Genomic DNA, 17,989 nt, shown 5'->3' with positions numbered 1-17,989 from the left:
TCTATGCACAGCGCGACGTGCTCGATATGGTCGCGTGAAATGAAGCTATAGGTCTCCGGTAAACCCGGGGCGGTTCAGTGTCCCTGTCCGCATATGCCTCTTGGTAGTTTTTAGTAACACAAGAGAGAACATGAAATGACAAAACATAAGTCCGCAAAAGCCGTTCAAGCGCGTTACGGCATTGGCGCAAGTACAATGTATCGCTGGCTCAACAACCAGGAAATCGGTTTTCCGAAGCCCATGAAAATCGGTCATCGCGTTCTTTGGCGCGAAGCTGATCTGGCCGCTTTCGACGAGCGCCACTCGAACAACTAATTCAATCAATAACTCATCCTTCCAAACTGGTGTGCTCTCGCCACCAGAATGGAGGTTTATGTCCGAAGGAAACCGGAAATGAACAACACATTTGCAACGCAGCCGACAATCACCGCATCTGAAAAAATCGTAACCTTTTCATTTGAATGCCAAGGGGCGTGGTCAGTCCTCCTCACGCTGGAAGAAGCGGAAAGCCTCGCCAATGAACTTGGCTACAAGGGGGAACTCAAATCGATCTTTCCAGCCTTGCGGAGGGTTTTGAAATGACCCTTCCCCCTCGTTTCATCCTGTACCGCCGCGAATGGGACGCTTCGAAAAAGAAATGGACCAAAGTCCCCTGCGACGAACAGGGACGCAACATCAACGCCCACGATCTCAAGCATTGGCGAACTTACGAAGAACGCGCAGAACAAGCGACATGGGACGAAAGCCGCCCCAAAGCTCCGTTCGGTGTCGGCTGGGTTCTCAACGGAGATGGATACTTTCTGATTGATCTGGACAATTGCTATCAGAGCGCGGGATGGTCAGCTGAGTCTACGGGCATCTATCAATCATTCTCGGGCGCGCTGGGCGAAGTCTCAACGTCTGGACAGGGGCTCCACATTATCGGCAAATGCGATCCTCAAAAAGTTGCCTCCCTCAAGAACAAATGGGGCGGCGACAAAGAGTTCTATTTCGACAAGCGTTTTATAGCACTTTCGAAGGAAGGTCCTACACCTATTGGCTTCTATGACCCGGAGAAGGATTGGACCAATCAACTACTTCAACTTGTGCCAACACGCGAAACCTTCGCGCAGAGCGTGGATGTCGCCCCTACCTGCGAGACCTTCACCGAGGACAAAGCCTTGATCACTCTTGCCTTGAAATCAAAGAATGCCGTCTCAAGCTTCGGGGGCGGCGTGACCTTTCGTGACCTTTGGGAAGGAAATGCCGATGCGCTGGGCAAGAAATACCTCGCAAACACAAAAGACGCTGCATTCGATCATTCCTCTGCTGATGCGGCGCTGATGCTTCATCTGGCATTTTGGACGGCGAAAAATGTAGCTCAAATGGACCGACTATTCAGGCAGTCCGCGTTAGTTCGCGACAAGTACACCAAACGGCAGGATTACCGTGAAAGCTTGATCAGCAACGCAATACAGCTAGGCCGAGAAACCTATCAACCTGCCAACATAATGAGGCCGGAAATCGAGTGGCCGGAACTACCCGCTTTTCTAACAAAACTTGACCGACCGGCTCCGCCCGTATTGGACGTGGAGCGCTACCTGCCTGCGGCGTTGTCGCAATGCTTGCGAAATGCAGCAAGTTCGAAGGGAGCGCCAGTTGACTATGTGTTTTTTGGCTTCCTGACCGTCTGTGCATCCCTTGTCGGCAATGCAGTCAGAATTAGCCCAAGTGCAAATTGGTCCGAACCTTGCATCATATGGACAGCCTGCATCGGTGCGCCCAGCGCAGGCAAAAGTCCAGCGCTGGAAGCTGTGATCAGCATTCTTCGCGAAATGGAAGTCCCGCTTCAAAAGCAAGCCCAATCAGAGCTCAAGTCCTGGGAGCTTAAGAAAATGGGAGCCGACGCAAAGCTGTCTGCGTGGAAGGCGCAAATAAAGGACGCCATCAAAACCGAGAAACTGCCACCAGAAATGCCCGCCGATGCAGCGGCACCGGATAAGCCGCATTTTCCGAGGCTCATGATCTCCGACACCACAATCGAAAGGCTTGCGATGATCTGTGCTGCACAGCCGAAAGGCTTGCTCTCGTTTCGAGATGAATTGGCAGGCTTCATCCAAAACATGGAACGATATAGCGGCGGCAGTTCTGACAAGCCGTTCTGGCTCGAAGCCTTTGGCGGCAGGACTTACACAGTAGACCGAGTAAATCGAGACCCTGTCACCATTGAGGCCTTGTCGATCAGTGTGCTCGGTACGATCCAACCGGACCGCCTGTCTTCGTTACTCATGACTGGTGACGACGACGGCTTTCTAGCACGCATTCTCCCAATTTGGCCCGAGCCCGTCCTGATTGAACGCTTTGAAGGCAAGGTAGATAACGAAGCGATGCGCTATGCAATGACAGCATTTCTCGAACTTGAATGTCTCTGCGACGCCAATGGCAATGAAACTCCTTTCAAGGTTAGCTTCAGCGACGAGGCTAAGAACAGCTTTATCGAGTTTCGCAAATCCATCCGACTGTATGAGAACAGGGCTACAGCTAAACTCATTTCGTTCTCGGGCAAAATGCCGGGCTATTGCGCAAGGCTTTCGCTCATTTTTGAATTGCTAGACTGGGCGCTGGACGCAAACAAGAAACCCCTACCCAAGGTGGCCTCAGATCGAAGCGTTCACAGGGCAATACATCTTGTTGAGCGGTATCTCCTGCCAATGGCGGAAAGGACCTACAGCGGCGCTCCGCAAAACGAATTCGAAGTGAAACGCTCGAAGCTAATTGAAGTGCTTCGCATCCATCAACCGGAGCAGATCACAGCGCGCGAAATCATGCGGATGGGCAAATCGCAATTCCCCAACAAGGCAAGTTTAGCACCACTCCTCGAAAATCTTGTAGAGATTGGCATACTGGCGGCAACAGGCGCTCCAACAAGCTCAAATGGCGGCAGACCTTCCATCCCCTACAAAATCAATCCCAGGCTCAGGCCTTAAACGACACTGTGACAAAACTGACAAAACTCCGCTAACTAGAGGTTTTGTCAGTTTTGTCGAAACGTCCCGTAGAAAAAACAAGATTTGCGCAAAAATTCTGGCGCTAGGAAATCAACGCGGTTGCGCGTTACCCGCTCAGCCACGAATACTCACAGTACCTTAGAAAGCGGCTGCGTCTACGCCAGATCGAAGGACATAATAGCTACAAAAAAACCAACGATGAACCCAAAAACTGTGCCGCGCCCGAACAAACCACCGTTGATAACTAGATACAACGCCAACGCTACGACAGCGCATGATGTTAAAAAGGGCATCTTTGCTCTCCCTTTAGTACCTTCAAAATCGGTACGGGCGTTCTAGTCAAGACTAAGTCTTTGGCTTTTCGTCAATACGTAATCGTTTAAGCTAGCGTACAATCATAGAGCGGTGGAACAACTTTAGTGCTGAAACGGCCCAAACCGGTCATTTACCCTGCACTGCCACCGCTGCGGTGCGGCCCGTGATTCCGGACATTCGCTGCAGGTGCTAAATCGAGCCTACATCGAACTGGTGGTGCGCGGACGGAGCTGCCGTTTAATTGTTTCATACCAATGACTGGTTCCAACCCAAAGCTGGCTTCGAGTCTCTCGGGGGCGGGTAGCAAAAACGGAAGTTCGCTGCAGCCGCGAACTGTTCACGGTGTGGGGCTGAAACAGGTCGGATCAAAGGAAGATTGATCGCTCTGATTGAACATTGGCGTGTCTGGGAGGATTTTACTAGACTGAGCGCGACTGTCCCTGGATCATCGCCGGTGATCAACTCCGAACTGCAGCCAGAAGAATTTCACCTTTGGACAAGTTAGTGAGACGACGGGCCGAGATAGCCTCAATTGCCAATGCCGAGCCGATCGGTAGTACGCTCTATGCGACGCACCTCGGGCTGCTGTTCTTTGGTGCAGTTGGTGTTTTTCTTTTGTTTGATCGTCAAGAGTTTCTCATAGCGTATGTGGTCTACGCTTTCCTCCTTACAGCCGAAAAATCACTTGCTGCAACTACAGTGAATAAAAGAGACACCTCGGCTTACCCAGTCATACTGGCTATGCTCTTTCTTCGGTCAACTGCGTTCAATGTCATCGTTCTGCTGGTCTGGAGGATTGAGGGAGACCTATTCAAGTTTGCAGCGCTTGCGCTCCTCGTTTCCGCAACCATAAACATAATGGTCTTTCACGCGACGTACCGCGCCGTCATGGCATGTGTCGTTGCTCCAATTGTCGCAACATTCGTTGCAATCACTGCGGGGATTTTAGCATCGGAGGGCTGGTCAGCTGCTTCTGTGGGGGCGGTTGCAGTGTCAGTTTGTGTCGTCCCATACTTTGCTTTGGCTCTTCTGGCGGCTCAGGATCGTTGGAGGGAACTGAACTCCACTAGGGATGCGCTGGAACAGTCCCAACGGATGGATGCCATTGGACGAGTGGCCAGCGGTGTATCACACGACTTCAACAATGTTCTCAGTGTCGTTGCAGGCAACCTTCATCTTTTGGAAACAGCGAGCGATCCGCACGAGAGGGCTAAACTCATTAAGTCGGCCACCGAGGCAGTGGAAGGTGGCGCTTCGCTAAGCCGCCAACTGCTAACGATGGGCAAACAGCAAGCCCTTATGCCAGAAGCCGTGAGACTTGACGCTGTGATCGACACGTTTGTGGTCTTTTGCCGCAACGTCTTTCCAGCCTCAATTTCCATCCAGGTCAGCCACCCCAATGAACAGATCGCCATATTTGCGGACCCAAATTTGCTGCAGTCCACGCTTTTGAACATTGCGTTGAATGCGAAGGCGGCGATGGAAGACACCGGTGAACTGAAGGTTGAGTATCGAAAAACACCGCTTCCGTCTGGTCGAAAACAAGGCCAAAGCCGCTTATTCGCATGCATATCATTGACCGACACTGGCAGAGGGATGAACGAACAGACTGCCCTTCGCGCTTTTGAGCCGTTTTTTTCGACAAAGACATCGGAAGGTGGTTCTGGCCTTGGTCTGCCAATGGTCAAAGGTTACGTGGAACAGTCAAATGGTGAAGTGGCGCTGACCAGCGTTGAGGGCATTGGTACGACTGTTGAGCTATACCTACCACTCGCGAGATCGGACCAGACTGTTGCAAGGTACACACCCGAAGAAAAAACTCAAATCCAGGCAGGTCGGGAAGCACGCAGAATTCTATTGGTCGAAGATAACCGAGAACTAAGGCGGATATTGGAGACTGCGATTCAGCGCATTGGTTATGAGGTCAAAGCATTTGAGAGCGCAGACGAAGCGCTAGACTACCTTGATGGCGGCGCAGAAACTCAGCTTGTGATTTGTGATCTTGATCTTCCTGGCAACCTTCAGGGGGATGATCTTCTCAAGATTTCAAAATCAATATACCCGAGAGTGCCCTTCATACTAATGTCAGGTTTTGCGACAGCCGAGAAATTTGGGGACGCTGACACCCTTACTAGGGCTGATCTGTTCTTGGCCAAGCCCTTGAAGCTGCCGGAGCTAAAGCAGCACATTGAAAAGGTCCTGCATTTCAGCTGACTGATCGCAAACATTGCTGCCCATTCTTGGAATGGACAGCACCACCGAATTTTCAGTGTGGTCCTAAAGTTTGAAGCCCAGAGAAGCCGCGGGCCATCCTTGCCACTTACAATGACCCTTTTTCGCCCATCGCCGCCGTTCAAGCGTCTGCAGCATTTGGAAATTTGGGCTCTCTGCCAACCTTAGCCGCAAACGACACCGATGACCGCAGTCAACCCGAAGCGGACATTGGATCGAGCCGGACAGGTTGCCGCTGGGCGGACTTTTCTGCTGTTCGCTTCAGCTCGACAAGTGTCTGCAATTGGTCGCCACCTGCCGCATGTCCGGCCTTTCACGCGGATTCGCAACCAGATAATAAGAGCAAACTACTCCATTCGTAGAGCATGATGCCAGGTTCGTACTACATGGCCATTTCAAGTGTGGCCTTGACCAATCAGAATAGGCAGTTCCATTTGGCAACCGTTGGGCATCGGAACCACGAGGTCACAGATATGCTTTTAAGCAAGCCAATATCAGCTCTTGTCGGGTAAATATGAAAATTACACTGTAACGCGCCGATACGGTGTCCAAAAGGGTGTCAGTTAACAGGGGTAAGCACTCGGGACCACGTGCAGACAGCCATGCCCGACACCGAGGTCGAACAAGAGACCCTAAAGGCAGCCTTGATCCCAGCAACTGTTTCCAACGTTATCAAATCTGTGCTGTGGTCATTTGAGGCATTCACCACTTCTTGTCCGCTCTCGAAACTCAGCGATCCTGTACCCCCGTGCTCCAGATACTTTGACACGAATATTTCTGGAACCTCCAGCAACAAAGAGGCGGTCGCGAAAACCAATTTTCCGTCCGGTTCATATACGCTTGTTGGTAGCAATAAGCGAGATGACAGAGCAGCCAAGATACCGTCCATTTCTGAATGCGAATCTGAAAGCATGCTATTCTCAATGTAGCTCATTTCACTCAGGAGAATAGTTTCAGCATTAATTGCCACCTGCCGGAGATAGCCTATCTCAAGTTTGGACCATGCTCTGGGGGTGTGAGTGATCGAGCAGATAGCACCGACCGGTCCGAAATCAGGAAGAACAATTGGTATTCCCAAGTAACCAACAACGAAACCGTTTCGCACATACTTAGTGTCCGTATATGTGTCGTCTTTGCGCGCATCATGAATTGCAAGAGGCGCCCCCCGTCGTATTGTGTGAATGCAGATAGTATCACCGGAATTATGCCTGCGAGCGTGTAACTCAACGCCAGTGTTTGGATATGCTCCTAGCGAATGCAGAGCATTGCTTCCCAAAATGCTGAAGAGAACTGCATCTGACCCTAGATCAGAGGACGCCTTTTCTGCGAGCTGGTCAAGCTTGGCGATGATACCCTCCCGCTCAGTAGAAGAAGCATCAATTAACCCGTCAGATTGACATCCCAACTCTTTCATTACACAACCTTTCTAGTCTTGTGTTCTATGCCCAATCCCTGCAGCGGTGTTTCTAACCCTGGAATCAACATCTCCGCTAAATCGAACCTGAAGTTTCGATCCAAGATCGATTTGCAAGTATAGTTCTCTCCCGGCGATTCTCCTTAGCCTTCGTCTTTTTCTTGCTAGAGAGTTTACCTTCTCCACATATAAATTGATCAAATAAGTCTTCGACAGGCATGGGTTCCCCAAAATGAAACCCTTGAAGGTAGTCACACCCCATATCTTTCGCAATCCTCACATGATCCTCGCTTTCAATACCTTCAGCGATAATTTTCATATCAAGACTCTTGCCTATTCCGACAATGGAAGAAACCAGTTCTTTCAATGTGGGATCGCTGGTCATTGGCTGAACGAATTGACGGTCAATTTTAAGGACTGAAGGCTTTATTTGTATAAGCGCTTGAATTGAAGCATGACCAGTCCCAAAGTCATCAATTGCAATTGTAACGCCAAGATCTGTCAGCTCATCAAGCGCCCAGCGTACAGTGTCGTTCATACGCTCCAGATAGACTGACTCGAGAATTTCGAATGTAATTTTTCTCAGATCAATTCCAGAGCTTCTAACTTGATGGATGAAATTTGAATCTGCCAGTCTCTCTCCGGATACGTTGACAGCGATGCGGGGAGTATCAATTCCGAGACTCTCGAAATGCAACCACGTTGCACATAACTTGCCGAAGACAATTTCATCGATTTTTCTTAATGCTCCAATGCTTGTAGCAACATTGAGAAACTCTGCAGGCTGTATGAGCCCCTTTGTGGGATGTTGCCATCTGACGAGAGCCTCAACACCCATGAGTCGACCGGTGACGGCTTCAACAATTGGTTGATAATAAGGTTCGAATTGACGCTGGCCACAGGCCATCAATAGATCTGAGGAAAGTCGCTTTTCTTCAATCGCCGCTGTGTGCATTTCCTCTGTAAAATATGACCATCTGCCACGCCCTTGAGCCTTTGCATGATAGAGAGCTTTATCGGCATCCGCGATGATCCGCTCCGGACGTTCCATTGTGGAGCTGGCAATAGCTACGCCGACACTAGCGCTGGAGGATGCAGATTTGCCCTCAAAGGTGAACGGTAGTTGCATTTTTTTAACGATATTATCGGCCAATTCGCTGATATTGAGCGCACTCTCGGTAAGGCGCCTCAAGACAACAAACTCATCACCGCCAATTCTCGCGATCAAGTCTGTTTCATCAGTCATTCCAAGCAACATGTCGGCGACACAAACCAACAGTTTGTCTCCGGCATGATGCCCAAGCGTGTCATTAACGGACTTAAAACGATCCAAGTCAATATAAAACGCCGCAAAGCCTTGCCCAGACGCTCTCAGTTCCGCAATCCAAGATCTCAACTCTACTTGGAAATGTCTCCTGTTTGAAAGCCCTGTTAGCGGGTCTTCTCGCGACTCCTTTGCTACCGACAACGCGATTTCTTGCAACCTGTTATTCTCTCTTTCCAAACGCTGGATCTTTTCTCGGTTCTTGAATTCCGTCTCAGCTTGAGAACACGTCGAAGTTGTTGGTTGTCGCTTGGGCAAAAATTCGGCTTGCGGCTCAAGTTCCATGATTGAGCATATCCACCAACGGTCTCCGGTTACAGGATCAGATAGAGGTACCCAACTCATCTTTTGCCAATGCAGCTCGCCATTTTTTCGGTTGTTGAGGAGTTTCACTGAGAATTGTTCCCAATTCATCAGTTTTTCTATGATTAGTAAGTGTTTGTCTTGTTGCATGTCCGGGCCGATCAATATCGTCCCTCGCTGGCCCATGATTTCCTGCATGCTGTAGCCCGTGATGTTTGAAAACGCTTTGTTGCACCATCGTAGCTCCATAATTGCGCCATCATTGCTGCACGCTTTCCCCAGCACCAACCCTTCATTGCACTTGTCTGATATTTGCTCGAAGACCTGGAAAGGTATCATTTTGCTGCCCTATTTGCGCCTCGGGTTTGGATCGGTGAAGTCACTCAGAAGACCTGCTCATTTTGGTCTAACAAGCTGCACTCTTACGCGGTGGTTAACCGGGACTATCTGGCCCTCCTTTAGGATCACGCCGATGAATGCTTGGCTTCAAACAAGAACAAAAAGGTCTGGCCAATGGCGCACAAAACAAGACACGATTTGTACAGGCGGTGCTTACATACTGCTCGCAACTTTCGGTTAAGAACGGTTAACAAAAAGTTAACACTCAAGCATATCTAACGGTAAGCTAATGAAATCGCTCGACTATTCTACCTATGGTTTGATTTTCGCCACCGCGTCACCAAAATGGCGTGATGTGTTGCACTGCTCTGTGAACCCTTTCTCCGTCGGCGACGCTCGCTAGCCAATCTGTCAATTCTATAGCTTTGCAATGCTGACCCAATCCTAAAGCAGCCATCTACTCCAATCGCAGCGTCGGTTGTTCTGGGCTCTCACCCCGCTTTCGCCGCGCGCTACACGAAAGTCCGCTGTCGGGAAACGGGCCAGAGTTTGCAAAGTCAGCTCTCTGCGCATAGCTGCCCTTGATGACCGGTGCAGCATTGGTGTTATGGTCACATGGGCGGTGAATGGCTGCTTTTGACAATCCCGACCAAAGATTGCGCACCCGCAGAGAATGGCAGCTCTCCGCCGAACATTACAGGTCGCCACAGCTGAAAGGGTGGACAAAGGGGTGGATTAAAAAACATTCAATCGCCTCAAGGGATTGAAATTATGAAGTCTTAAAAGATGAGTTGGTGCGGGTGAAGGGACTCGAACCCCCACGCCATAGGCGCCAGAACCTAAATCTGGTGCGTCTACCAATTCCGCCACACCCGCAACGCCGCCTGCTTTAGCAAAGCCCGCACAAGGATGCGAGAGCAATTGCGTGTGCCATGGTGCAGAAATTGCGCGACATTAACCGGTTCTTCAGCTAACCTGCGCTTAACCTAGAGGCAGGTTGCAAGAGAGAGACGCCATGAAACCGAAAACGGTCGGGCGCATCGAAAGCGGGAAAACACCGCAGTTGCGCACAGAGTTTACGCATGTCGGCCTGGTGGCCGGCACCATCCTTTTGACAGCAGACGGCGAAATCCCCGTTGAGTATCTGTCCGCAGGCGACAGGGTGATCACCCGAAATGCGGGCATGGTTGCACTGACGTCAGTGCAATCCACCCGCATCACGACCGAGGCTGTGGCCATCGCTGCCGGATCGCTGGGCGATACAAGGCCCGAACACAACGTTATGCTGCCCGCCGCCCAAATGGTACTCGTGCGCGATTGGCGGGCCAAGGCGTTGCGCGGGGCATCCCAGGCGGTGATGCCTGCGGGGTGCCTGATTGACGACGAATACATCACCTCACTGGGGCCGCGCGAGATGACGCTGGTGCAGCTTGGCTTTGACGCGCCGCATGTGGTCTATGCCGACGGGCTGGAGCTGTCGGTTCCAGCGCTGCGCATGGTCGAAGCGGTCGCGGCTTAAGCGATCAGCGCACGCAAAACCTGCGGCAACGTCTCGGGCAAATCCTCGGCAATCAGGCCCGGGCCAAAGGCCCGCGCGCATTCCACATGCAACCACGCGGCTGTTTCACAGGCCGCCATCGGATCGAAGCCGCGCGCCAAAAGCCCCGTGATGAACCCGGCCAAAACATCCCCGGCTCCGGCTGTAGCGAGCCACGGCGCGGCCCGGTCATGGACCGCCGCATGGACTGATGCACGACCATCCGGGTGCGCAATGACTGTATCTGGCCCCTTTAACAGAACAATCGCCCCGCAGCGCGCCGCCGCATCACGTGTCGCATCAACCTTGGAATAGGCCGGGCCTTGTTTCGGCAAATCGGCAAGCCTGTCCGAAATATCCGGAAACAACCGGGCAAATTCCCCTCCGTGCGGTGTCAGGACAGCATATGCGTTCAACGCCTTCATCCGGTCGCTATCCTGCGCAATCAAGGTCAACGCATCCGCATCAAAGACCACGTGGCGGGTAGGGCGAAGGTGTCCTCCGCCCAGTACCGTGTCGATCAGGTCCGCAGCATGATCACCAAGGCCCAAACCTGGCCCCAAACATAGGGCGTTGATCCGATCATCAGCCAGAACCATGGCAAGACCTTCGCCATCCGCGACCCGCGCCAGCATCAGCGCTGTGATGTGGCTCGCCACCTCCATCTGCGCCGCGGGCGGCACGCCTACCGTCACCAGACCCGCCCCGATCCGCAAGGCACCACGCGCTGCCAGCCGCGCGGCACCCGTGCGCCCCGGTCCGCCACTCAAGACCAGCGCATGGCCGTGATCGAATTTCTGGGTACCGCCCACCTCGGCCTTGTTCAGCAAAGCGTCATACCCATCGACCAAAGTCACAACTTGAAGGTGAGCGCCTCGCGTTGAAATGATACCAGCTTCACGCGCCAAGGAGGCTCGAAGCCCATCTGCCCCTTGCGACAGAAGCGTACCCAAATCGTGGGCCACATACGTTTGTTGGACGGCGTCCAAACCGATATCTGCGACGCTCAAAGTCGCGCTCTGCCGCGGCGAAGACCCAAGGTAGTGCCCCACCTTGGCTCGGTGAAACGACACCACAAGGTCGGCCGCAAAGTCGTGAGGGCATTGGCCATTCTCGGACATCAACAGCTTGCCGCTGTCCGCGCACACCCCGCTTTGAACGTCGACCGCGACATAGCGCAAAACGCACAGCGGCACGGCAGACCGCGCAAAACCAAGGCAGCGCGCCAAATCACCTTCTACCGGGCGGGCCAAGCCAGTGCCAAAGACGGCGTCGATAATGACCCCATCACGCTTCGGGCCGGGATCAAGAACCGCTTGGGACGCCTCAAGCGCGTTTACTGTCAGGGATGCCACATCGCCCAATCTGCGCCAGCGGTCATGGTTTGTTTTTGCGTCCGGCGGAAGATTGTCGGCATCACCGAATAAAAAAACCTCGACCGACCAACCACATTCCGCCAACAGGCGGGCCACGACAAACCCGTCGCCCCCATTGTTGCCAGGGCCACACAGCACGACGGCACGGTGGGTGCCATCCGACAGGTCCGGCCATTCCTTGAACACGGCCTCAACCACACCTGCGCCTGCACGCTCCATCAACTCCAGGCCCGTGACCGCGCCGGAACCGATGGCGGCCTGTTCGACGGCACGCATCTGGGCGGCAGTCAAAAGCTCTGTCATCTCTGCAACACCCCTCGCGATTCACTTTTGATTACTTTTTAGGCGGATCGCCCACAATCTGAGCGGCATGCAATAAATCGCCACACGATCCTCCCAAACTCTACCCCATCCCATGGACGACCCAAACCACAAATGATCCACCCAGAGCGGAACATGGCAAGGGAGGCCCCGACGTGAAAAAGATCGAAGCGATCATCAAGCCGTTCAAGCTTGATGAGGTCAAAGAGGCGCTGCAAGAAGTCGGCGTTCAGGGTCTCAGCGTGATCGAAGTCAAGGGCTTTGGTCGCCAAAAAGGCCATACCGAACTGTACCGTGGCGCCGAATATGTCGTCGACTTTCTGCCCAAGGTGAAAATCGAGGTGGTGCTCGATGATGACCAGGCCGACGCCGCCATCGACGCAATCGTCGCTGCTGCCAAGACCGAGAAAATCGGGGATGGCAAAATCTTTGTTTCCAGCGTCGAACAAACCATTCGCATCCGGACCGGCGAGACCGGCTCGGACGCTCTTTAACCAAACTGAAAAGACAGGAAGGACTACCCAGAAATGGCAAACCCCGTTCTCGACATGATCAAGGCAGAAGATGCCGAATACGTCGACATCCGTTTCACCGACCCCCGTGGCAAGCTGCAGCACGTTACCGTCATGGCCGATCAGGTCGACGAAGATTTCCTCGAAGAAGGCTTCATGTTTGACGGCTCCTCCATCGCGGGCTGGAAATCCATCGAAGCCTCCGACATGAAGCTGATGCCCGACCAGGACAGCGCCTATGTCGATCCGTTCTATGCCGAAAAAACGATCTGCGTGCACTGCTCCATCGTTGAGCCCGACACAGGCGAGGCCTATGATCGTGACCCGCGCGGCACCGCCGAAAAGGCCGAAGCATACCTGAAATCCACCGGTATCGGTGACGTGGCCTATATGGGCCCCGAGGCAGAATTCTTCCTGTTTGACGACGTGCGTTATTCCAACAGCATCAACAAGGTGTCCTACGAAGTTGACGCGACAGACGCGTCCTGGAACACCGACACCGAGTACGAGATGGGCAACATGGGCCACCGTCCCGGCGTCAAGGGCGGCTATTTCCCCGTAAACCCCACGGACGAAAGCCAGGACCTGCGCTCCGAGATGCTCTCGACCATGAAGCGTCTGGGTATGAAGGTCGACAAGCACCACCACGAAGTGGCGTCCTGTCAGCACGAACTGGGCCTGATCTTTGACAGTCTGACCAAACAGGCCGACGAGCTTCAAAAATACAAATACGTCATCCACAACGTGGCCGCTGCCTACGGCAAATCGGCGACGTTCATGCCCAAGCCCATCGCGGGCGACAACGGCACCGGCATGCACGTGAACATGTCGATCTGGAAAGACGGCAAGCCCGTTTTTGCAGGTGACAAATATGCGGACCTGAGCCAGGAAGCGCTGTATTTCATCGGCGGTATCCTCAAGCACGCCAAGGCGCTCAACGCCTTCACCAACCCCGCGACCAACAGCTACAAGCGTCTGATCCCAGGGTTCGAAGCCCCCGTGCTGCGCGCCTATTCGGCCCGCAACCGTTCGGGCTGCGTTCGGATCCCATGGACAGAATCGCCCAAAGCCAAGCGCGTCGAGGCCCGTTTCCCCGATCCTGCGGCCAACCCGTACCTTTGCTTTGCCGCACTGCTGATGGCCGGCCTGGACGGCATCAACAACAAGATCGATCCCGGCGAGGCGATGGACAAGAACCTCTATGATCTGCCCGCCGAAGAGCTGGCCGACATCCCAACCGTCTGCGGCTCCCTGCGCGAAGCAATGGAAGAGCTGCAAGCCGACATGGACTTCCTGCTGGCCGGTGACGTGTTCACCAAAGACCAGATCGAAGGCTATATCGAGCTGAAGATGGAAGAGATCGAAACATACGAGCACACGCCTCACCCGGTCGAGTTCGGCATGTATTACAGCTGCTGATCTCCCTTCGGCAGATTTTTGAAAGGGCGCTCTTCGGGGCGCCCTTTTTTCATGCAGGTCTTTCCTGAACGGTCTGCCGCCATTTTCTCGCCCAAGTTGTTTTCTCTACCCGACGGCAGGGCAGCAAAGAGAGAACAGACATGTCTGACGGACAATCCGAGTTTGAAGCTCGACTGGCGCGCATCCAGGCCAAAACGGCGGCGCAACGCCCCCACGCCACAGACCCAAGCCTTGCGCCCGAGCGCATGGCCGACCTCAAGACGCTGCGCCGCAACACGGGCGGCATCAACCTCTCCGACCTGATCGGTTCGGTCTGGGATATTCCAACCTTTCGCTATGGTCTGCCAATCCTTATTGCAGTGATGGGGTATGGCGCGATGTCCGCTTTTGCTCCGCAGGGTATGCACCAGGCCATGATCGCCTCCGCCCCCAAGGAAGAGCGCGCAACGGCCATCACACCGTTCAATGCAGGCACAATCGCATTGCAGCGTCAGGCCGACTTTATGGAAGGGATGAAAGCGCTCGAGGGCTTTGACGCGATGGGCCGCAACTAGACCCACACTGCCCCATTCGCCCGCGAGGCCCTCATCGACAGCCGCAAAAGGCATGGTATTCCAGACTGTGCGCCCCCTCGGAAATGCGCAACTCTCGCCGACACAGTTCAGCATGATTTTTGAGGGAGTTTTTCCATGTTCGCAATTTTCAAAACCGCACTGATCACCTGCGCGCTGGCGCTGGTGGGCACGGCTGCCAGCGCCCAAACCGCAGAGCTAGCGGACTACCAGTATTATCGACTGGGCGTCCCGGTCCAAAACACCGCCATCTCCGGCCGGGCCGCCGGGCGCTCAACGTTGCTGCGCTCCAACATCCTGCGGCGCAACGGTTTTCTGACCGGGTTGAGCATTGATGAACGGCGCGATGCCCCTTGCCAGATCAGGGTGCATTTTGCAGGCGCAGACAACCCGACCCAGGCCCTGGAGGAATGCGGCACAAGCGACGGCTCAATCGACCCGGATTACGCAGGCACCGTCAGTTGGGCCGAGGGCATCTTTGTGAATGCCATCCAGGTGTGCATGAACAGCGACCGCTCAAAGGTCAAAGGGATTCGCGTTGAAGGCGACTTTGGCCCCTGCATGGAAGACGGCGCGCAATATGCCGTGGTGCCAAAACCTGACCGGTTGACGCAATACGCCGCCGTGCCGCGCGACGGTCACTATCTTCGGACATGCGGGCGGACCTGGTTCGATGTGGATCGTCGGCCAAATTGCAGCGGTCGTTGGGAAACGATGCAGCGGTGCCCGAACGGGCAAGTCGCCTACGGCGTACAGGTACGCCATACTGACGGCTCGGGCAATCGGCGCCGTATCGTGGGGCTTGGACTGCATTGTGCGCCGTTGAACCGCGTGGCGAATTGATGACACATACCGATGGTCTCACGAGGCCACGCCCATGACCTATCCCAGATTTTGCCAGGTGATCTGTGGCCTCGCCATCACGCTGTCGGGCTTGCAACTGATCTTCGGTTAAAGCCCCACGGCGTTACGAAATTGGCATTGGCGCGGGGCCCGCGCTACACTGCACACCGACAGAAACGGGAGTTAGCATGATGAAAGCGTTTAAACTGTGGGGTGCGGCCATGCTCTGCGCCGCGATCACCGGCACGGCGCATGCCCAATGCGGCAATACCGGCGCAGGGTTCGAGGGCTGGAAAGCGGGCTTTGCCAAAGAGGCAAAGCGCGCAGGCGTAAAACGGCGCGGTCTCGATGCGCTCGCACAGTCCAGCTATGCCACCCGCACCATCGCGGCGGATCGAAACCAAAAGTCCTTCCGCTACTCCCTGCCCAAGTTCATGCAGATCCGCGGGGCGGACACGATTGTGGCCCAAGGCCGCAAACGAAAGGCGCGCAACCCCGATTTCTATGCCGCACTTGAGCGGCAATATGGCGTACCCGCCGGGGTCATCATCGCGATCCACGGGATGGAAACCGCCTTTGGCGGCTTTATGGGCGACAGTTCGGTGGTCTCGGCCATCGTGACGCTGACCTATGATTGCCGCCGGTCGGATTTCTTCAAACCGCATGCTATCGGCGCGCTGAAGCTGGTGGATCAGGGGGCGATTACCCCAACAACCAAAGGGGCCAAACATGGCGAGTTGGGGCATACCCAGTTCCTGCCCGGCAATGCTCTGAAATACGGCGTGGATGCCAATGGCGACGGACGGGTGGATTTCTACAACCAGACCGATGCGCTGGCCTCAACCGCCAATTTCCTGCGCCAAAAAGGGTGGAAACCCGGGCGCGGCTATCAGGAAGGTGAGCCGAACTTTGCCGTGATCAAGCAGTGGAACGCAGCCACCGTCTACCAGCAAGCCATCGCTATCATGGCGGCCCGCATCGACGGCTGAAAACGCGAGGCGTACCGATAGGTACGCCTTACGGGGATGCACCTATGCAGTTCTGCAACAGGCGCGCACGGCTACCGCTTGCACCGGTTGCATTGTCCGACCTGCGCCCCTAATTGACCGCCATAGGGTTCAGGCCCCTGCCCTCCGCAACTGGTGAAGCCTGACGTTCCGACCCCATTCCTCAAGGTCGCAGCCCCGGCAATGCGGAGACCCGATCAGGCAATTCCACGCGACCGGATCAGGAGACGGATATGGACATCCCCCTTCCCTCACGCGCAGCGCTCAAGGCGCAGGCCAAACGGTTGCGCGCCGCGCTTGCAGCCTCTGGCACCCCTTGCTCTCATGCGCAGGCGCTTGAGGCAGTGGCCCACCAATGGGGCGCCCGCGACTGGAACACATTGTCTGCCCGCGCCCACGACAGCGGCCAGCACAGCTATACCCCCGGTCAGCGGATCAAAGGCCGCTATCTGGGCCACCGCTTTGTCGGCCACGTCAAGGCCGCGCGCCAAATGGCCAAGGGGCGCCATGCGCTCACCTTGCGCTTTGACGCACCGGTAGACGTGGTCACCTCGCGGCACTTCTCGGCCTATCGCCAACAGGTAAATTGCGTGGTCGAGGCAAATGGCACGACGTTGCGGGCCACATCAGACGGCCAGCCCCATGTGGTGATCGACGACGCCTGGGCGGGCGGCTGACGCATCCCCGTAAGGCGGATCTTGATCCGCCATCCTCAGGTCAGGTCAGGCACATTCGCCCGGGCCAAAACGTAAGTGTGGATGGCAAACACCACCGCACGGCTGATCGGCAGGCGCAGCAGCGTCTGCCGCTCGGTTCGGTAAAACGGCCCCGCCTCCGTCGCATCCACGCGGCGCGGGTCCCGGGCCGACCGGGGCTGAAACAACTCGGGATCATCGTACCACAGCTGGTTGAAGCGCCAGAGCGGTCGGCCCACCTGGATCCCGTCAAAAAGGCGCTGCACTCGGCGCGCCAACTCGGGCGTATATTCCTCTACCGGCACATGTATGTCCGTCAGCGGGCGACCCGCCTTTTCGCTCAACCGCCACGACGCCGGAAAACATAGCACACCGGCGCTCAACACGTGTTCGTCGCCGCGTTTTTCCATGATGATAAAGTCGTTCTGCAGCAATTCCCCAAGCAGACCCATCGGCGCGGTGGTGGACGACACGTCCACCTTACGGGCATCCGGACAAGTCACCACATCGCCCGCACGCTCAAATCCAAGGCCCGGCAGTTCCGTCAGAACCGCCTCCAAAAGCTCTTGTGCCGCGGGCAAGGCCGCGTTCTCCTGGTAAAGGACCAGGTGCGGCGCATCTCGCAGCAGCGCGCGCCGCCGCGCCATCTGTGCGCCATAGGCTTCATCCACGCGCAGCCACGGGCCATGCTCTGGCTGGATGCCCGGCAGCGCCCGGCCAGCCTGCATGTCAGCAGGCAAATGCCGCTGTAAAATGGGGGCCTTCATGACATTCATATCCCAAACCTACCGGA

The 17,989-nt window shown here is 55.0% G+C and carries 15 protein-coding genes and 1 tRNA gene; 11 read left to right on the top strand and 5 right to left on the bottom strand.

All coding sequences use genetic code 11. The annotated features are described in order from the left end of the window. Positions 1–135 precede the first annotated feature (135 nt). The 4 genes from Q1A44_RS18710 (at position 136) to Q1A44_RS18695 (ending at position 5,516) form a co-directional block, all read left to right on the top strand. A complete protein-coding gene (locus tag Q1A44_RS18710; RefSeq protein WP_299628334.1) occupies positions 136–315 on the top strand; it encodes a helix-turn-helix domain-containing protein in 180 nt (59 codons plus the stop codon). Between the two features lie 78 nt (positions 316–393). Continuing rightward, the gene (locus tag Q1A44_RS18705; RefSeq protein ID WP_299628332.1) at positions 394–582 is read left to right on the top strand and encodes a hypothetical protein; all 189 of its coding nucleotides are present in this window, start codon (positions 394–396) and stop codon (positions 580–582) included. Next, on the top strand, positions 579–2,966 hold the full coding sequence (locus tag Q1A44_RS18700) for a DUF3987 domain-containing protein (RefSeq protein ID WP_299628330.1): 2,388 nt from the start codon (positions 579–581) through the stop codon (positions 2,964–2,966). The genes Q1A44_RS18705 and Q1A44_RS18700 overlap by 4 nt, the downstream gene beginning before the upstream one ends. 828 nt (positions 2,967–3,794) lie before the next feature. Next, the gene (locus Q1A44_RS18695; protein ID WP_299628328.1) at positions 3,795–5,516 is read left to right on the top strand and encodes an ATP-binding protein; all 1,722 of its coding nucleotides are present in this window, start codon (positions 3,795–3,797) and stop codon (positions 5,514–5,516) included. A gap of 577 nt (positions 5,517–6,093) precedes the next feature. Here the strand turns inward: Q1A44_RS18695 and Q1A44_RS18690 are convergent. From Q1A44_RS18690 to Q1A44_RS18680, 3 genes are all read right to left on the bottom strand, one after another. Continuing rightward, complete coding sequence (locus Q1A44_RS18690) at positions 6,094–6,948, bottom strand: GAF domain-containing protein (RefSeq protein ID WP_299628326.1); 855 nt, start codon at positions 6,946–6,948, stop codon at positions 6,094–6,096. A 76-nt stretch (positions 6,949–7,024) separates the two neighbouring features. Next, entirely contained in the window at positions 7,025–8,914 is a 1,890-nt protein-coding gene (locus tag Q1A44_RS18685; protein ID WP_299628324.1) for an EAL domain-containing protein, read from the bottom strand. Positions 8,915–9,706: 792 nt separating this feature from the next. Continuing rightward, positions 9,707–9,790, bottom strand: a tRNA-Leu gene (locus Q1A44_RS18680). 139 nt (positions 9,791–9,929) lie between these two features. On the opposite strand from Q1A44_RS18680, the gene Q1A44_RS18675 reads away from it, so the two are divergent. Further along, complete coding sequence (locus Q1A44_RS18675) at positions 9,930–10,433, top strand: Hint domain-containing protein (RefSeq protein WP_299628322.1); 504 nt, start codon at positions 9,930–9,932, stop codon at positions 10,431–10,433. On the opposite strand, the gene Q1A44_RS18670 is transcribed toward Q1A44_RS18675, so the two are convergent. Beyond that, positions 10,430–12,130 carry an NAD(P)H-hydrate dehydratase gene (locus Q1A44_RS18670; RefSeq protein WP_299628320.1) on the bottom strand — a complete coding sequence of 567 codons (1,701 nt, stop codon included), beginning with the start codon at positions 12,128–12,130 and terminating at the stop codon, positions 10,430–10,432. The two genes, Q1A44_RS18675 and Q1A44_RS18670, sit on opposite strands and share 4 nt — an antisense overlap. 173 nt (positions 12,131–12,303) lie before the next feature. Between Q1A44_RS18670 and Q1A44_RS18665 the strand changes: the two genes are divergently transcribed. The 6 genes from Q1A44_RS18665 (at position 12,304) to Q1A44_RS18640 (ending at position 17,178) form a co-directional block, all read left to right on the top strand. Beyond that, positions 12,304–12,642, top strand: coding sequence for a P-II family nitrogen regulator (locus tag Q1A44_RS18665; RefSeq protein ID WP_299628318.1), 339 nt, complete (start codon positions 12,304–12,306; stop codon positions 12,640–12,642). A gap of 33 nt (positions 12,643–12,675) precedes the next feature. Then, on the top strand, positions 12,676–14,079 hold the full coding sequence (gene glnA / locus Q1A44_RS18660) for a type I glutamate--ammonia ligase (protein ID WP_299628316.1): 1,404 nt from the start codon (positions 12,676–12,678) through the stop codon (positions 14,077–14,079). Positions 14,080–14,219: 140 nt separating this feature from the next. Then, positions 14,220–14,633: a hypothetical protein gene (locus Q1A44_RS18655; protein WP_299628314.1), complete on the top strand. Its 414-nt coding sequence runs from the start codon at positions 14,220–14,222 to the stop codon at positions 14,631–14,633. A gap of 135 nt (positions 14,634–14,768) precedes the next feature. Further along, positions 14,769–15,494, top strand: a complete 726-nt coding sequence (locus Q1A44_RS18650) for a hypothetical protein (protein WP_299628312.1) — start codon at positions 14,769–14,771, stop codon at positions 15,492–15,494. 188 nt (positions 15,495–15,682) lie between these two features. Then, complete coding sequence (locus Q1A44_RS18645; RefSeq protein WP_299628311.1) at positions 15,683–16,483, top strand: lytic transglycosylase domain-containing protein; 801 nt, start codon at positions 15,683–15,685, stop codon at positions 16,481–16,483. Between the two features lie 251 nt (positions 16,484–16,734). Next, on the top strand, positions 16,735–17,178 hold the full coding sequence (locus Q1A44_RS18640; protein WP_299628309.1) for a glyoxalase superfamily protein: 444 nt from the start codon (positions 16,735–16,737) through the stop codon (positions 17,176–17,178). A 35-nt stretch (positions 17,179–17,213) separates the two neighbouring features. On the opposite strand, the gene Q1A44_RS18635 is transcribed toward Q1A44_RS18640, so the two are convergent. After that, positions 17,214–17,963 carry a DUF3445 domain-containing protein gene (locus Q1A44_RS18635; RefSeq protein ID WP_299628307.1) on the bottom strand — a complete coding sequence of 250 codons (750 nt, stop codon included), beginning with the start codon at positions 17,961–17,963 and terminating at the stop codon, positions 17,214–17,216. Positions 17,964–17,989: the final 26 nt, after the last annotated feature.

It is taken from the genome of uncultured Tateyamaria sp. (genome assembly GCF_947503705.1).
Classification (GTDB): Bacteria; Pseudomonadota; Alphaproteobacteria; order Rhodobacterales; family Rhodobacteraceae; genus Tateyamaria.
The sequence above is the reverse complement of the archived record's forward strand: the minus strand, read 5'-3'. Positions and strand labels throughout refer to the sequence as shown.

Excerpts from the sequence above, each read along its gene's own strand:
- Q1A44_RS18710 (WP_299628334.1), top strand. The coding sequence starts at position 136 with ATGACAAAACATAAGTCCGCAAAAGCCGTTCAAGCGCGTTACGGCATT.
- glnA (WP_299628316.1), top strand. The coding sequence starts at position 12,676 with ATGGCAAACCCCGTTCTCGACATGATCAAGGCAGAAGATGCCGAATAC.
- Q1A44_RS18650 (WP_299628312.1), top strand. The coding sequence starts at position 14,769 with ATGTTCGCAATTTTCAAAACCGCACTGATCACCTGCGCGCTGGCGCTG.
- Q1A44_RS18655 (WP_299628314.1), top strand. The coding sequence starts at position 14,220 with ATGTCTGACGGACAATCCGAGTTTGAAGCTCGACTGGCGCGCATCCAG.
- Q1A44_RS18675 (WP_299628322.1), top strand. The coding sequence starts at position 9,930 with ATGAAACCGAAAACGGTCGGGCGCATCGAAAGCGGGAAAACACCGCAG.
- Q1A44_RS18690 (WP_299628326.1), bottom strand. The coding sequence starts at position 6,948 with ATGAAAGAGTTGGGATGTCAATCTGACGGGTTAATTGATGCTTCTTCT.
- Q1A44_RS18700 (WP_299628330.1), top strand. The coding sequence starts at position 579 with ATGACCCTTCCCCCTCGTTTCATCCTGTACCGCCGCGAATGGGACGCT.
- Q1A44_RS18635 (WP_299628307.1), bottom strand. The coding sequence starts at position 17,963 with ATGAAGGCCCCCATTTTACAGCGGCATTTGCCTGCTGACATGCAGGCT.
- Q1A44_RS18685 (WP_299628324.1), bottom strand. The coding sequence starts at position 8,914 with ATGATACCTTTCCAGGTCTTCGAGCAAATATCAGACAAGTGCAATGAA.
- Q1A44_RS18640 (WP_299628309.1), top strand. The coding sequence starts at position 16,735 with ATGGACATCCCCCTTCCCTCACGCGCAGCGCTCAAGGCGCAGGCCAAA.
- Q1A44_RS18645 (WP_299628311.1), top strand. The coding sequence starts at position 15,683 with ATGATGAAAGCGTTTAAACTGTGGGGTGCGGCCATGCTCTGCGCCGCG.
- Q1A44_RS18670 (WP_299628320.1), bottom strand. The coding sequence starts at position 12,130 with ATGACAGAGCTTTTGACTGCCGCCCAGATGCGTGCCGTCGAACAGGCC.
- Q1A44_RS18705 (WP_299628332.1), top strand. The coding sequence starts at position 394 with ATGAACAACACATTTGCAACGCAGCCGACAATCACCGCATCTGAAAAA.